General features: G+C 54.0%; 12 protein-coding genes. 7 read left to right on the top strand and 5 right to left on the bottom strand.

Annotated elements, in window-relative coordinates:
* Positions 1-53 precede the first annotated feature (53 nt).
* Positions 54-1,184 carry a signal recognition particle-docking protein FtsY gene (gene ftsY / locus EUZ85_RS04955; RefSeq protein WP_127968200.1) on the bottom strand — a complete coding sequence of 377 codons (1,131 nt, stop codon included), beginning with the start codon at positions 1,182-1,184 and terminating at the stop codon, positions 54-56.
* Positions 1,185-1,367: 183 nt separating this feature from the next.
* On the opposite strand from ftsY, the gene rsmD reads away from it, so the two are divergent.
* A complete protein-coding gene (rsmD, locus tag EUZ85_RS04950) occupies positions 1,368-1,961 on the top strand; it encodes a 16S rRNA (guanine(966)-N(2))-methyltransferase RsmD (RefSeq protein WP_127968199.1) in 594 nt (197 codons plus the stop codon).
* Positions 1,962-2,024: 63 nt separating this feature from the next.
* Here rsmD and EUZ85_RS04945 read toward each other — a convergent pair whose 3' ends face one another.
* Together EUZ85_RS04945 and EUZ85_RS04940 are read right to left on the bottom strand one after the other, a co-directional pair.
* The gene (locus EUZ85_RS04945; RefSeq protein ID WP_127968198.1) at positions 2,025-3,653 is read right to left on the bottom strand and encodes a hypothetical protein; all 1,629 of its coding nucleotides are present in this window, start codon (positions 3,651-3,653) and stop codon (positions 2,025-2,027) included.
* A gap of 148 nt (positions 3,654-3,801) precedes the next feature.
* Positions 3,802-4,995, bottom strand: coding sequence for an acyl-CoA desaturase (locus tag EUZ85_RS04940; RefSeq protein WP_127968197.1), 1,194 nt, complete (start codon positions 4,993-4,995; stop codon positions 3,802-3,804).
* A 315-nt stretch (positions 4,996-5,310) separates the two neighbouring features.
* Between EUZ85_RS04940 and mutM the strand changes: the two genes are divergently transcribed.
* On the top strand, positions 5,311-6,126 hold the full coding sequence (gene mutM / locus EUZ85_RS04935; RefSeq protein ID WP_127968196.1) for a bifunctional DNA-formamidopyrimidine glycosylase/DNA-(apurinic or apyrimidinic site) lyase: 816 nt from the start codon (positions 5,311-5,313) through the stop codon (positions 6,124-6,126).
* A gap of 202 nt (positions 6,127-6,328) precedes the next feature.
* Positions 6,329-6,673 (top strand): hypothetical protein, encoded by a 345-nt coding sequence (locus EUZ85_RS04930; protein ID WP_127968195.1) that lies wholly within the window; start codon positions 6,329-6,331, stop codon positions 6,671-6,673.
* A 92-nt stretch (positions 6,674-6,765) separates the two neighbouring features.
* On the opposite strand, the gene cysQ is transcribed toward EUZ85_RS04930, so the two are convergent.
* Positions 6,766-7,599, bottom strand: coding sequence for a 3'(2'),5'-bisphosphate nucleotidase CysQ (gene cysQ, locus EUZ85_RS04925; RefSeq protein WP_127968194.1), 834 nt, complete (start codon positions 7,597-7,599; stop codon positions 6,766-6,768).
* 115 nt (positions 7,600-7,714) lie between these two features.
* Here cysQ and yrfG point away from each other — a divergent pair, with 115 nt between their 5' ends.
* The 4 genes from yrfG (at position 7,715) to EUZ85_RS04905 (ending at position 11,473) form a co-directional block, all read left to right on the top strand.
* Positions 7,715-8,392 (top strand): GMP/IMP nucleotidase, encoded by a 678-nt coding sequence (gene yrfG / locus EUZ85_RS04920; RefSeq protein ID WP_127968193.1) that lies wholly within the window; start codon positions 7,715-7,717, stop codon positions 8,390-8,392.
* Positions 8,393-8,405: 13 nt separating this feature from the next.
* Positions 8,406-8,819 (top strand): ribosome-associated heat shock protein Hsp15, encoded by a 414-nt coding sequence (hslR, locus tag EUZ85_RS04915; RefSeq protein ID WP_127968192.1) that lies wholly within the window; start codon positions 8,406-8,408, stop codon positions 8,817-8,819.
* A 30-nt stretch (positions 8,820-8,849) separates the two neighbouring features.
* Positions 8,850-9,707 (top strand): Hsp33 family molecular chaperone HslO, encoded by an 858-nt coding sequence (hslO, locus tag EUZ85_RS04910; protein ID WP_127968191.1) that lies wholly within the window; start codon positions 8,850-8,852, stop codon positions 9,705-9,707.
* Positions 9,708-9,937: 230 nt separating this feature from the next.
* Positions 9,938-11,473: a phosphoenolpyruvate carboxykinase gene (locus EUZ85_RS04905; protein ID WP_127968190.1), complete on the top strand. Its 1,536-nt coding sequence runs from the start codon at positions 9,938-9,940 to the stop codon at positions 11,471-11,473.
* A gap of 77 nt (positions 11,474-11,550) precedes the next feature.
* Here EUZ85_RS04905 and EUZ85_RS04900 read toward each other — a convergent pair whose 3' ends face one another.
* Entirely contained in the window at positions 11,551-13,641 is a 2,091-nt protein-coding gene (locus EUZ85_RS04900) for a TRAP transporter large permease subunit (protein WP_127968189.1), read from the bottom strand.
* Positions 13,642-13,707: the final 66 nt, after the last annotated feature.

Below are 13,707 nucleotides of genomic sequence, written 5' to 3'. Positions count from 1 at the left end.
CGCCGATCATAAGTTTCCTCTTTGCCTCATCGCCTTGCTCTTAAGCCTCGGTTTTATGCGTCAAACAGCGCATCCACAAATTCGCTAGCGTTGAATGGGCGTAGATCGTCAATACCTTCCCCTACGCCGATATAGCGGATCGGCAATCCATGCTGCTTGGCGATGGCGAACAGGATACCGCCTTTCGCCGTGCCATCCAGTTTGGTGATGGCGATACCGGTGACGCCGACCGCCTGACGGAACAACTGAGCCTGGCTCAACGCATTCTGTCCTGTACCTGCGTCCAGCACCAACAACACCTCATGAGGCGCTTCCGGGTCATGCTTCTTGATGACGCGAACCACTTTCTCCAGCTCGGACATCAGATTCTCTTTGTTCTGCAGACGTCCCGCCGTATCAGCGATAACAACGTCCACTCCTCGCGACTTGGCCGCCTGCACCGCGTCGAAAATGACAGAGGCGCTGTCCGCACCGGTATGTTGCGCGATAACCGGCACATTGTTGCGCTCACCCCAAACTTGTAGCTGTTCCACAGCGGCGGCGCGGAAAGTATCTCCGGCGGCCAGGACGACAGAGCGGCCTTCCTTCTGGAACTTATTGGCCAGCTTGCCAATCGTGGTGGTCTTGCCGACGCCGTTCACGCCCACCACCAGAATCACATAAGGGGTTTTGTTTTCTACTTGCAGAGGACTGGAGCATGGCTCTAACAGGCCGCGAAGCTCTTCTTTCAGAGCTTCATAGAGCGCAGATGAGTCTTTTAACTGGTTACGATCAAGTTTTTCAGTAATGGCCTGAGTAATCTGCGTCGTGGCTTCAATGCCCACATCGGCGGATAACAACAGGGTTTCGATTTCTTCCAACAGCTCGTCATCTATCGCCTTGGAACCGGCGAACAGCGCCATAAGGTTCTGACTGAACTGGCCACGGGTTTTGCTCAAGCCTGTGCGCACTCTCGTCAACCATCCGCCGGAAGGTTCTTGCGCAGCGACCTCTTTTGCAGGCTCAGGCTGCGTCTTTGCCGGCGTTACGCCCTTCGCTTCCGCTTGCTTCTGCGTTTCAGGCGGACTCAGTTCAAATGGGCGCGGACGCGGGAGGCTATTTCTACGGGACAGAATGTCGGCGATAAATAACAATACCGACAACCCCATCAGGGCCATAAACACATAGTTGATCATTGAATGCATATCAGAGATGTCCAAAACTTAGGCGAAGATGCAAATGGGGCCCTATTCTATTAACCTGCGATGTTCGTACGCAAGGCTAACGGCCCTACCCGCTCCGCTGCGCCCAAATATAGGCGGAAAAATTGAGGACGTGACGCCCTAAGCGCCTGGTAATTTACATTTCATTCGGACCACACACATAGCATGAGACATAAAGGCAAGTCCGCCCCTGAGTTGGGTCAATTGCGCATTATCGGCGGCTCCCACCGGGGTAGAAAACTGACATTCCCCGCTTTAGACGGCGTGCGCCCGACTCCAGACCGGGTGCGGGAAACGCTATTCAACTGGCTAATGCCCATATTTCCTGGACCTCGCTGCCTGGATGTATTCTGCGGCAGCGGCGCGCTGGGATTAGAGGCGCTTTCCCGTGGCGCGGCGGATGTGACCTTTATTGATCAAAGCCCAGTGATTGCATCTCATTTGAAAAGCCAGATACAGCTTTTACGTGCGGATAACGCCAGCGTGGCGAGCGCAGACGCACTGAGTTGGTTAAGAGCCGCGTCGCCGAACAAGCCCTGGGAGGTTGTATTTCTTGATCCGCCTTTCAGAAAAGAGTTTCTTGCTCCCGCCCTGCAAATCCTGGCGGAAAGAAGACTGCTGGCAGCAAACGCTTATGTGTACATCGAAGCGGAGGTAGAGCTCAATCCGCTTCCACTGCCTCCCGGCTGGGCTATTTCCCGTCATAAGACAGCCGGACAAGTGCAATATGCATTATGTCTGGTCCGCCAGCCAGACTGATTCTTAGCGGCGCTCACTACCGAAGAGCGCCGCCATCAGGCTGTCATCTTCAGTACGCGATTATCATGGATATACGGGAAGACTGTAGCCGCGAGCGATAATATGCTCCCAAATATTGGCTTCCGAGTCAGATACTGTCATTAAGTCAAAATCCAGTGGCGAACCGCCGTCCACAACATTGACGGTGCTGGCGTTTTCATCACTTAGATCGCCATCCAGATCCCGGTCATATAAGAAAGCGCCGCCGGCATACATGCAGATGTTGGTTGGCGCATAGGTAATGTCGGACGAGCCGTCGCTGGAGACGATGTACTTGTCGCTGGCCGAGTCATAGGTCAGAAACTGTCTCTGCGCATACTGACTAAAGTCAGTCGGGCTATGATCATTTCCCGGACCGGCCCAGTTGCAGATAAATCCGTTAATTTGACCACTCAGGCTATCCTGAACTCTGTCGCCAAAACCAAAGTAGGCTTCGCCTCCGGCCGTGGTCTCTATACCTATATCCAAAATCCGCGCATGGGAGTCGCCTGAACCCGCCTGCCACGAATAGGAATAGAGGCCCAGCAGACTGTCGGTATTAAACTCAGCAGTAAATACATTGAAATTATCCGCCCACGCTCCACCCGGATCGACAGCAAAGGCATCGCTCAATACCGTGGAGGAAACCAGATTGTCCCGGATATCCGCCGCTGGCGTCGTACTGGCCCAACCACAGGCTGTGGCGCTTCTTGATTGCAAAGTGACGTTGGTGGAGCCCGTTTTCTTGTAATGCACCGAGCCATTGTGGGAGACATTGTTATCTCCCATCCCGCAATTACCGCCGGCGAAGACATCTTCTACAAGATAGGAAAAAAGCCCTTCGAACAAGCCCGCATCACGATCAGTAATGGCATGCTGCAAGCTCAAGGAGATATTGCGCGCCCCAGATCCGTCGTCGTAGCTCACGGACAAACTGTAAGACCAGACAGAGCCGCCTGCATCCAGGCTCATGACTGCACTGTTAAAGGTCATACGGCTCAGACTCAACGCATTCAGCTCAGCCGTCAGATCGACACTCGTTCCCGGGCTGATATCGTCCGGCCAGGTCGCGCCAGTGGACTCGTACACCGCCACCATGCCCGCCAACGTCAGCATCCCCATGCCTACACGCGCTTGGACATCCCGCATTCGCGCGTTCAACTGGGCCGCCGCACAGGCTTCACCGTCTGACGTACTGGCGCTCCAAATACCCAGATCTCCACTTGGCAACTCGCCCGAGCCAGGGTCGCCCATCCCCGCATCAGGATGATTTTGCCACTTCAGCGTCGGTCCGTAGCAGGCGGCATTACCGCTGCGGCTAAAGAACGCCGTCGGATCAAAGCTCGCAGTCAACGCCAAGTCTCCGCTCAAAACCCGAGAGATTGTCGCAGACGTTTCCGTGTAAGCGCTTGACGACGCTACCGCCAACGAGGAAATCCGCGCGCTGGGAAGTTCCTTTTGTTGTGATTTGTCGCCAGCACTTAGCGCGCCCAAGCCACTGGAGGCGTCCACCGGGCTTGCTACGGTCACGCCAGAAGGGAACTCCACCGTAGCAGACACGCTTCCGCTATTGTCGCTACCTGAGGTGTTGTTGTCAGAGTCACACCCGCCAAGGGAGAGAAAGGAGACCAAGAAAATATATAAGAGAGACCTGACTGTTCTTTCGCTTTTCATGTTTCCTCCTGATAGATGAGCAGCGCAAAGTACGGCGGACTGATTCTCGCCTGAATCAGAGGAAAGTATGGTCAAAGATTGGGGAAAGAGGAGAAAAAAGACCGGCTTCGGCCGGTCTTTCTAGAGATATGTCTGGCAGCGGAAACCGCTATCGCGCCACAGCAGGCGCAGGGACCAAAGAGAAGGACTTCAGCCAGGCGGCAAATTCCTCCAGGTGACGCACCCCGCTTTGCTCCGCCTGATGACACCATTCACGCAAAGCCGCAACCTTATCCTGATATTGCATACCAGGCTGACGCTTCCAGATCGCCTGTAGTTCTTTGCTCTTTTGATAAATCATCTGCAGGGTTTCATGCTTCGCCAGCACTTCCTGCAAGCGGTGATGTTCTTGCGGATGAATCAGAGATTCCTCCCGATACATCAACTTACGCACTTTCTGCAGTAATGTGCGCTCTTCCGGCGGCAGTTGCAGCTTGCGCTCATTTAGTAACGGAGCCAGCACTTTCTTACGATACTGCACCATCACTTGAAAGCGGTTGTTGGCGATGGCCATCAGTGTATCCACATCCAGCAGCGCCTTTCCGGGCACCTGATGCGCAATAGGCCCGACAGGCTTGGCTTTCGCCAGACGAAGAAACTCAAAAATCTTGATCCACATCCAGCCAATATCAAACTCCCATGGTTTAACGGAAAGCTTGGGCGAGTGTGGATAGGTGTGATGATTGTTGTGCAGCTCTTCACCACCGATGAAAAAGCCCCAGGGTGAAATATTTCTGGCGTTGTCAGTGCACTCAAAATTGCGATAGCCGAAGAAGTGCGCAATCCCGTTGATAACGCCAGCGGCGAAGAATGGAATCCACATCATCTGCACCGCCCAAACGGTAATGCCCTTGGCGCCGAACAGCAGCAGGTCAATCACCGCCATAACGGTGATGCCAATCCAGTTATAGGGGGCGTAAAGGTTACGCTCCAACCAATCTTCCGGGGTACGTTGCCCATAACGCTTAAGGGTTTCTTCCGTGGCGCCGGCTTTATAAAGCTCCGCGCCACTCCAAAATACGGTCTTCAGCCCTTTTTTCACCGGGCTGTGCGGGTCTTCTTCAGTCTCACACTTCGCATGATGTTTACGGTGTACAGCTGTCCACTCTTTCGTAATCATGCCTGTTGTCAGCCACAGCCAGAAACGGAAAAAATGTGCTAACGCCGGATGCAGATCGACTGAGTTATGAGCCGAATGACGGTGTAAGTAAACAGTGACGCTCACAATGGTGATTTGCGTAAGAATCAGGGTCGCCAGGACGGTTTGCCAAGCAGTCAGCCCCAGCAGGCCTTCATACCACATGTGGAAATCTCTCTTGTTGTATCCCGAAATTTGAGCGTACAAGTGTACGCTAAACTTTGCGCGCCCGCATATTAAAGTTTGTAAGAAATTGCTGAAAAACCGGCCTGAAACGGGACGATGTTCGCACTCTGCAATCAGCGATTACAAAGGCTAACTCATGCTGTCTCGGGGAAGTTCTCTATAGGTTTTTCGCAACCTCATGGTTAGACTGTGATTTTTACGCGGCGAATGCTCAGAGCTCCACCTTTTCCGTGGGGTATAATCAAGCCGATAGCGTTCACCCTCTAACCAAATTCGAAGACAAAGGTTTACCCCGTGCCAGAATTACCAGAGGTGGAAACCACCCGCAGAGGCGTCGCGCCCCACATCACCGGCCGTAAAATTCTTAAAGTAAATGTCTATGAACCACGGCTACGCTGGCCGGTGCCAGCCGACTTGCCTGCCGCCGCCAGAGGCAAAACAGTGCAGGACGTCACACGGCGCGCCAAATATCTGTTAATCAATCTGGGTGAAAATGAGCTGCTCTTTCATTTGGGAATGTCCGGCAATCTGCGCATCGTGGCCCCGGAAACTCCACGAATGAAGCATGATCATGTAGATATATTGCTCGAAGGCGATATAACTTTGCGTTACAACGATCCGCGACGTTTCGGCTGCCTGTTGCTGCTAAATCCGCCAACGCAGGAACATCCCCTGCTGAGACATCTCGGTCCTGAGCCCTTAAGCGATCAGTTCAGTGGAGAGCTTCTTTATAAGTTGTCCCGGCAACGCAAGTCACCGATTAAAACATTCTTGATGGACCAGGCTATCGTGGTCGGCGTTGGCAATATTTACGCGAATGAGGCTCTGTTCCTGGCGGGCATCAGACCTACACGGCCAGCGGGAGAGGTTAGTCTCAAACGTTATCAGGCTCTGGCGGAAGCGGTAAGAAAAGTACTAAGCGACGCCATCAACATGGGCGGCACCACTTTGCGTGATTTTGTAGGGGGGGACGGCAAGCCAGGTTACTTTCAGCAAACGCTGCGGGCCTATGGTCGTGGCGGACAACCCTGTACGGTGTGTAAAACGGAACTCAAAGAAATCAAATTAGGCCAGCGGGCCAGCGTGTTCTGTCCCTCCTGCCAACGGTAAGATATGCCGATTATCGCTACAGGCGCCTGATGGGAGAATGTCACAAACTCAACAAAAGGCGTCGACAGGGGCGCAGCAAAGTTAGAAAATACACAAAATATTATTGCAAAACAGCTGATTCTTTTTTAGAAAGTTTTCAAAAGCCTGTTATATTTGTCTTAATAGATAGACTATTGGATTTGTTAATTGGGAGAGTTCACCCATGCGCCAGACGCTTGTTCGTTGGATTAGTATTGTTGTCGCCACTGCAGCTTTTGTCATGCCTACTGCAGGATACAGCGAAACCGTGGAGGAAAAGCCATCCGCGTTGGCCATGACTGGTGACGCTCTGTTCGCCCGTCCAGTGCTGTTCGGCATCACCGTTATCGGCTCTGTCGTCTATGTCGCTTCACTGCCCTTCTCCGCCTTGGGTGGAAACGCTGGCGAAGCGGCGGAGACTTTGGTTATCGGCCCGGCCAAAACCACATTCGTACGCTGCCTGGGTTGCACCCGGGTTGGCCGTAAAGAGAAGGTGGTGACTTTGGGCGACGAAAGCGCTCAAAACTAAGTCGACGGATTACTCTTAAAATACAAAAAGCCGGCATGCGCCGGCTTTTTCGTTGTAATGCCCACGCCTTTAATGCATGGGCTTCCGCAATATTAGAGCACCAGCTCTTTCCATACTTCGCCATCGTCTGCGATAGCGTGAAAATGCGGATTCAAGATGCTTTCTTTAGAGTTATAACGCAACGGTTTGTATTCTGCGTCCACCATAACGCCCCCAGCGCCAAGCAGCACAGCATGGGCAGCAGCGGTATCCCACTCAGAGGTCGGCGCCAAACGGGGGTACCAGTCCGCTTTACCTTCCGCCACCAGACAAATTTTAAGAGAGCTGCCGATGCTCTTGCGCTCTAGTTTCGCAAAACGCGCTTCCGCTTTATCCAACATAGGCTGCAGCGCTTCGCCTCCATGACGACGGCTGGCCACCACCACGACTTCCGCTTCCGGGTTCAGCTTGCGGGCGGTGATCGCATGAGATTCGCCATTTTCCGCCAAAAACGCAGCGGCGCCGCCATCTAGGCTCCAGCCATAATATAACTGGCTTCTCACAGGCACATATACCCAACCTGCAACCGGAAAGCCTTCATGAATCAATGCAATATTGACGGTGAACTCACCATTTCGGTTGATAAACTCCTTGGTGCCGTCAAGCGGGTCGACCAGCCAATAAGTCGTCCATTGGCGGCGCTCTTCGTAGTCCGGCAAGGTGGACTCCTCCGACAGCACAGGAAACCCTTCCGGCATTTTTCGCAGACCTTCAGCAATAATGGCATGGGCTCTACGATCCGCCTGGGTCAGTGGAGAGTCGTCGTCTTTGGTGGTGATTTCAATGGATTCCGCTTTTTCGTATACATCAAGAATCGCTGCGCCGGCCGCATTCATAATCCCTTGAATTTCGGCATGCATCCGCTCAATGGTGTTTTTATCTATCATGTAACCTTGTCCTGATGGGAAGGGGGACGACGCCATCTTTGCGCGCGCCTGTCCTGTGCTCTTTGAAAGAGTTACAATCTAACAGACTTACTCATGATGTAAAGAAGGTTATTGCATGCTGGATTGGAGCGCCATCGATACCATATTGCTTGATATGGATGGCACATTACTGGACTTGCATTTCGACAATTTTTTCTGGATGGAGCACCTGCCAAAACGCTTGGCGGAGCTTAAAGATCTTCATCCAGAGGTCGTGAGCAAAGACTTGCTCGATAAAGTCCGCCAACTACAGGGGCAGCTGAACTGGTACTGTCTCGACTATTGGAGCCGTGAGCTTGACGTCGACATTCCTACTCTAAAAGAGGAAGTCCGACATCTTATTGGCTATCGCCCCTTTGTTGAGGAGTTCCTCAAGACAATGCGGGACAGCCATTGCCGGGTCGTCATGGTGACCAATGCCCATCGTAAGAGCCTTGATCTCAAGTTACGCCAAGTCGACCTGACGCCTTATTTTGACAACATTGTCAGCTCCCACGACTTTGGCGTCCCCAAAGAGGACGTCGCGTTCTGGAGCCGTTTGCAGGAGGTTGAACCATTCCAGCCGGACAGAGCGCTTTTGATAGACGACAGCTTACCCGTGCTGCGTTCAGCTAAAGAATACGGCGTCGCGCACTTGCTGGCGGTATTGCACCCGGACAGTAAGCGCCCCGCAAATGAAGAGACGGAATTTAAGGGCATTCTGCACTTCGACCAGATTTTGCCTGACAACGTCTTCGTCAACAGTAAAGTTTAGAGACAGGTAATAAATGAAGGAGCAGGCTTCAGCGACAGAACACAAAGTGCGGTTGGATAAATGGTTATGGGCCGCGCGCTTTTACAAAACCCGCACCCTCGCCAAAGAGGCCATAGAAGGCGGCAGAGTGCACTATAATGGAGCCCGCGTTAAGCCCGGACGGGTAGTTGAAGCCGGGGCGGAGGTCACACTTAAACAGGGCTGGTCGGAAAAGACCGTGCTGGTATTGGATATCTCCGAGAAACGCGGCCCGGCTCCCGTGGCGCAGAAGCTATATCAAGAAACGGAAGCCAGCGTCGAAAAACGCGAGCAACTGGCCTGGCAGCAAAAGCAGATTCAGGCGGCGCAATTGCCGCCGGCGCGCAGACCGACCAAGAAGCAACGGCGTATGATTCACCGCTTCAAAGAACAAGCTGAACACGATTAATATTGATTAGAGCAGGATATTTCCTCACTCATGAAAGCTGATTTACTACAACGCTTTATTTTTGACGAACTGGACATCCGCGGCGAGTTGCTGGTTTTGGAAAAAACCGTACAGGACGCACTGTCTCGCCATGACTACCCACAGGCCATCCAGTCCTTGTTGGGCCAAGCATTAAGTGCGGGCCTGCTGCTAAGCGCGACGCTCAAAATCAAAGGCGACACCACCCTGCAAGCCACCGGCGAAGGCGAGTTACGTCTATTGATGGCGGAAGCGACCCATCGCCGCACTGCCCGCGGCATCGCACGCTGGGAAGGGACGCCGAGCTGCACGTCATTAAAGCAATTGCTGGGAAATCGCGCCGCTCTGGCGATAACCATTACGCCTCAAAATGGTCAGCGCTACCAGGGCATAGTGCCCCTCACTTCGGATTCACTTTCCGCCTGTCTGGAAGAATATTTTGAACGTTCCGAGCAGCTAGCCACCAGAATATGGCTGTATGAATCGAACGGACGCTGGGGCGGCCTGCTGCTGCAACAACTTCCCGCAGCCCGTGGTGGCGAGCACTCCGCTGAAAACTGGGAGCGTATCATTGCGCTATCTGCTACGTTAACAGCGGACGAGTTATTCAGTTTACCTGCGGAAGAAGTATTACATCGCTTGTTCCATGAGGAATCTGTCAGAGTCCTGCAGGAAGAACCCGCCAGTTTCTGGTGTTCTTGCTCAGAAGAGCGAACCCTGGAAGTGGTTAAGTCTATCGGCCGCGAAGAAGCCTTCTCCATCCTGGATGAGAGCGGAGAAATAGAAATGAACTGCCAGTTTTGCCTGCAGCGCTACAGCTTTGGTCGCGAGCGCATAGAGCAGTTATTCGACTCCCCCACCCTTCACTGAACCTGACGCGCGAGCGAACCGTTTCGCGCACCCCGGCCAGCCCCCACGGGGCGGGCCGGAAACGCCCGCAGGACTAGGCCTTACGCACACCCGGAAACTGTCGTCTTTTCAACCTGCTTTTGGCATAATAGCGCCCCTGTTTGCGATAACGCAGCGCGTCCCGAGCATAACAAAACCTAAAAGAACGGCGGCGTCTGCGCCTATGATTGTTATAATGAGGGCGAGGTTAAGTGAGCAATATATATACAGATCTTAGTTCAGCCGAATTGGTTGAACAGTCTATTTGCCGTAAAGAAGGCCGCATGGCCGCCAACGGCTCCCTGGTGGTCAACACCGGAAAACGAACGGGACGCTCCCCAATGGATCGTTTCATCGTACAGGAGCCCAGCACTGCGGACGCGATCGACTGGGGCGCGATTAACCGCCCCTTCGATGCAGAGAAATTCGACGCACTTTGGGACCGCGTCGAAGATTACATCTCCACCCGCGACCGATTCGTTTCCCACCTGCACGTAGGCGCTGATCCCGAGCACTACTTACCTATCAAAGTCACCACCGAAACTGCCTGGCACAACCTGTTTGGCCGTAATCTGTTCATCCGCCCCGAGCGTTACAACCCGGCGGACAAGCAGGAATGGCAAGTGATGAACATTCCAGACTTCGTGTGCGAGCCTGAGCGCGACGGAACCAACAGCGATGGCGCAGTGATCATCAACTTTGCGCGCCGCAAAGTATTGCTGGCTGGCATGCGGTACGCAGGGGAAATGAAGAAGGCGATGTTCTCCGTGCAGAACTTCCTGTTGCCGGAAAAAGACGTGCTACCCATGCACTGCTCCGCCAACGTCGGTGAAGATGGTCAGACATGCCTGTTCTTTGGTTTGTCCGGCACCGGCAAAACCACGCTGTCCGCTGACGAGTCCCGTTTTCTGATCGGCGACGATGAGCATGGCTGGGGACGTGGCACGGTTTTCAACGTGGAAGGCGGCTGCTATGCGAAGTGTATCGATCTAAGCCAGAAAAACGAGCCGGTTATATGGAACGCTATTCGTTTTGGCGCCATCGTCGAGAACGTCGTCATTGACGATCAAGACCGCACGCCGGACTACACTGACGTATCCCTGACCGAAAACACTCGCTGCGCCTACCCGCTTGAGCACGTGGAAAAGCGCGTGTTGGAAAATCGCGCTGGCGAACCGTCTGCGATCGTCTTCCTGACTTGCGATATGACTGGCGTATTGCCTCCCGTATCTATCCTGAGCAAAGAAGCAGCGGCTTATCACTTCCTGAGCGGCTATACCGCCCTGGTAGGCTCTACCGAAATGGGCTCCAGCTCCAAGCTGAAATCCACTTTCTCCACATGCTTCGGCGCCCCCTTCTTCCCTCGCCCTGCAGGCGTTTACGCAGAGCTGTTAATGAAGCGTATGGAAGAATTCGGCAGCAAGGTTTATCTGGTCAACACTGGCTGGACCGGCGGCTCCCACGGCGTAGGCAAACGCTTCAGCATTCCTGTGACTCGCGCCATCATCAGCGCCATCCAAAGCGGTGAGCTGGCGGATGTCGAAACGGAGCGCCTGGAAAAGCTGAACCTGACCGTTCCCAAAGAACTGGAAGGCGTAGACAGCGTACTGCTGAACCCGCGCAACACCTGGGCGGACAAAGAAGCTTACGACGCCAAGGCGCAGGATCTGATCCAGCAGTTCGTGGAGAACTTCAAAAAGTTCGACGTTTCCGACGCTATCCGCGCAGCGGGTCCTTCTTTGGACTAAGCGACGGCTCTGTCAAAAAACCCGGTCCGCCGGGTTTTTTTATGTCCCGGGTTTACCCTCAACACATCCGAAGCTGGCTAGCTCCACGCTTGGTAAGCTAAAGGCCCGAAAGCCACGATGATCAAAGCGCTACCCAGCACCAGCAGCGGCATGAGAATACGTTCATGGCGTTGATAGAAGCCTCCCTCCTCCATTTGCGCCAGACGGATTTCCTCTTCTCCAACCACTTGCCGGGTCAATAAGTGGTTAAGCGCCACTGGCGGACTTAAATAGCCCAACTCAAAAGCCACCAGGGTCACCATCCAGAAATGGACCGGATCAACGCCATTGTCATAGGCGATTCTGGCGATGGTCGCACTGACAAGAATGACTGCGCCATAAGGGTCCATCACCATCCCTATCACCACCAGTATCGCCACCAACATCAGCATAACCATCCAGACGCTGGCGAAGCTGTGCGGGAAGATTTCCATCAGGCCAGAACGCTCTATCACGCCGCCCACGCTGACGGAAAGCCCCATCAAGAATAACAAAGCGCCGATATGGGTTGTCGTCTCGTTCGTCGCCGAGCGCAATGCTTTCTCGAAACCAGCCTGTTTTCCTTCTTCGGAAGGTCCTTTTCTTTCCGCCACGCTCGGCTTTCGATAGCGCTCGTATACCAGGATAGTCAGCATCATCACTGGCAATATGCGTGGGGCGGTGAACTCATTGAGAGCAACGCCCAATCCCCAAGAATAAACCAGAGCAACGATGCTGATCACCAAAACATAGGGAATCAGTGGTTTCAAAGCCGCCAGCATCGCCGGCGCGGCGACGCGCACCGGAGCCAGCGCAATAGGGCTGCATCGGTTCATCGTCATACTGAAGGCAGCGAACAGCATAAGCGTCAGCACGAATACTTTGCCACCCCAGCCGAACAGCTGATCCGTGGTCACTTCCCGGTTCAAGTAGGCGATGATCACCACCAGCAGACAGGGACGCAGCACCACGCCGAGACTGCCGGAAATAGCCGTAGCCGCTAAAGCCAGCTGGCGGCGCGCCCCGGCTTTACGTAGTTCCAGATAGATAACCGAGCCCGCCGCGATCACGAATATGCCTGAAGCGCCGGTATACGCCGTAGGTATGGCTGCGACGGCGATCGCCACAAAGGCGAGCATTTCCGGGGGCATCTTCCAAGGATGAAATACGTTAAACACCAGGCTGGCGAGTCTTGTTTCCTTCAGCATCATGCCAATCCAGACGTAAAGCCCGACATTCAGGAACATGTCGGATAAGTCCATCATCTTATCCAGATAGATACCAACGCCCGCAACATGGCCTTCCAGCATGAAGTAAGTTCCGGAGATCAGACACATGGTGGTATACAGCGGCACGCTCAGTAACGCTCCGCCGAGGCGGCCTCCTGGCTTGACGTCATCCGGCGCTTTGATCAGCTGCCAGAGGCTCATCAGAGTCAGAGCGCCAAATCCGGACATCCACAACAAATGCAATGCGTCCCGTTGCGGCGACTCGCCGCCATGAGCCACCCCCAACTCACGGAAAGACCAGGAAGACATGAACAACATAGCGTTGGCGATCAGTTGCAACGCAGTGGAAACACGATGATCCAGCGCCGTCACCATCGGCCTCATGGCGATATGATGACGACCCGCGGTCGCAGTGGCGGCGCAGATTAACACCAGAATGACCAGGATAAAGCGCTGAGAAGTCAGGCCAAAAGCAATGACGTCCGCCACAAACAACTCCCCAGCCCGGAACGCTCTCAAGCCTGGGGTGATGCGATCCTTGGTGGCCTCATAACGCTGGAACTTCTCGACGCATGCGGCCTTGGCGTTGAGTAAGGACGCGCGCAATATCGCAGGATCAACAGGGTCCGGCTCGAACAACCCCAGATCGTCGGCGGGGGCTTGCCGTTGCGCCATCAATCGCTGCAACTCAGACTCAATATTGGGATTGGGATTACACTCCGGCGCTACCGGCTCGGTGCGCAGCTCGTAATATCCCGGCCAAATCGCCTGCCCCATTTGCAGAATTTTATTATGGATATCGCTGGCGGCGCCGAACGCCACCACCGCCGCCAAAAGCAGACAAACCGGAAATGATGAAAACCACTCCCGCTTGGTCCGGCCGATGGCTGCGCCGGACTCATAGGCTAGGGAACCATTCATGATTTAGTGCAATCCAGATGATGTTCAATGACCGCCCGTCAGCCTCTGGGACTCTGCGCCCAAGCC

Origin of the sequence: Hahella sp. KA22, from assembly GCF_004135205.1 — a bacterium.
Lineage (GTDB): Bacteria > Pseudomonadota > Gammaproteobacteria > Pseudomonadales > Oleiphilaceae > Hahella.
This window is presented reverse-complemented; position numbering and strand designations above follow the sequence as displayed.

Bases quoted from the DNA above. Each gene is read 5' to 3' on its own strand.
- ftsY (WP_127968200.1), bottom strand. From the start codon at position 1,184: ATGCATTCAATGATCAACTATGTGTTTATGGCCCTGATGGGGTTGTCG.
- rsmD (WP_127968199.1), top strand. From the start codon at position 1,368: ATGAGACATAAAGGCAAGTCCGCCCCTGAGTTGGGTCAATTGCGCATT.
- EUZ85_RS04945 (WP_127968198.1), bottom strand. From the start codon at position 3,653: ATGAAAAGCGAAAGAACAGTCAGGTCTCTCTTATATATTTTCTTGGTC.
- EUZ85_RS04940 (WP_127968197.1), bottom strand. From the start codon at position 4,995: ATGTGGTATGAAGGCCTGCTGGGGCTGACTGCTTGGCAAACCGTCCTG.
- EUZ85_RS04930 (WP_127968195.1), top strand. From the start codon at position 6,329: ATGCGCCAGACGCTTGTTCGTTGGATTAGTATTGTTGTCGCCACTGCA.
- cysQ (WP_127968194.1), bottom strand. From the start codon at position 7,599: ATGATAGATAAAAACACCATTGAGCGGATGCATGCCGAAATTCAAGGG.
- yrfG (WP_127968193.1), top strand. From the start codon at position 7,715: ATGCTGGATTGGAGCGCCATCGATACCATATTGCTTGATATGGATGGC.
- hslR (WP_127968192.1), top strand. From the start codon at position 8,406: ATGAAGGAGCAGGCTTCAGCGACAGAACACAAAGTGCGGTTGGATAAA.
- hslO (WP_127968191.1), top strand. From the start codon at position 8,850: ATGAAAGCTGATTTACTACAACGCTTTATTTTTGACGAACTGGACATC.
- EUZ85_RS04900 (WP_127968189.1), bottom strand. From the start codon at position 13,641: ATGAATGGTTCCCTAGCCTATGAGTCCGGCGCAGCCATCGGCCGGACC.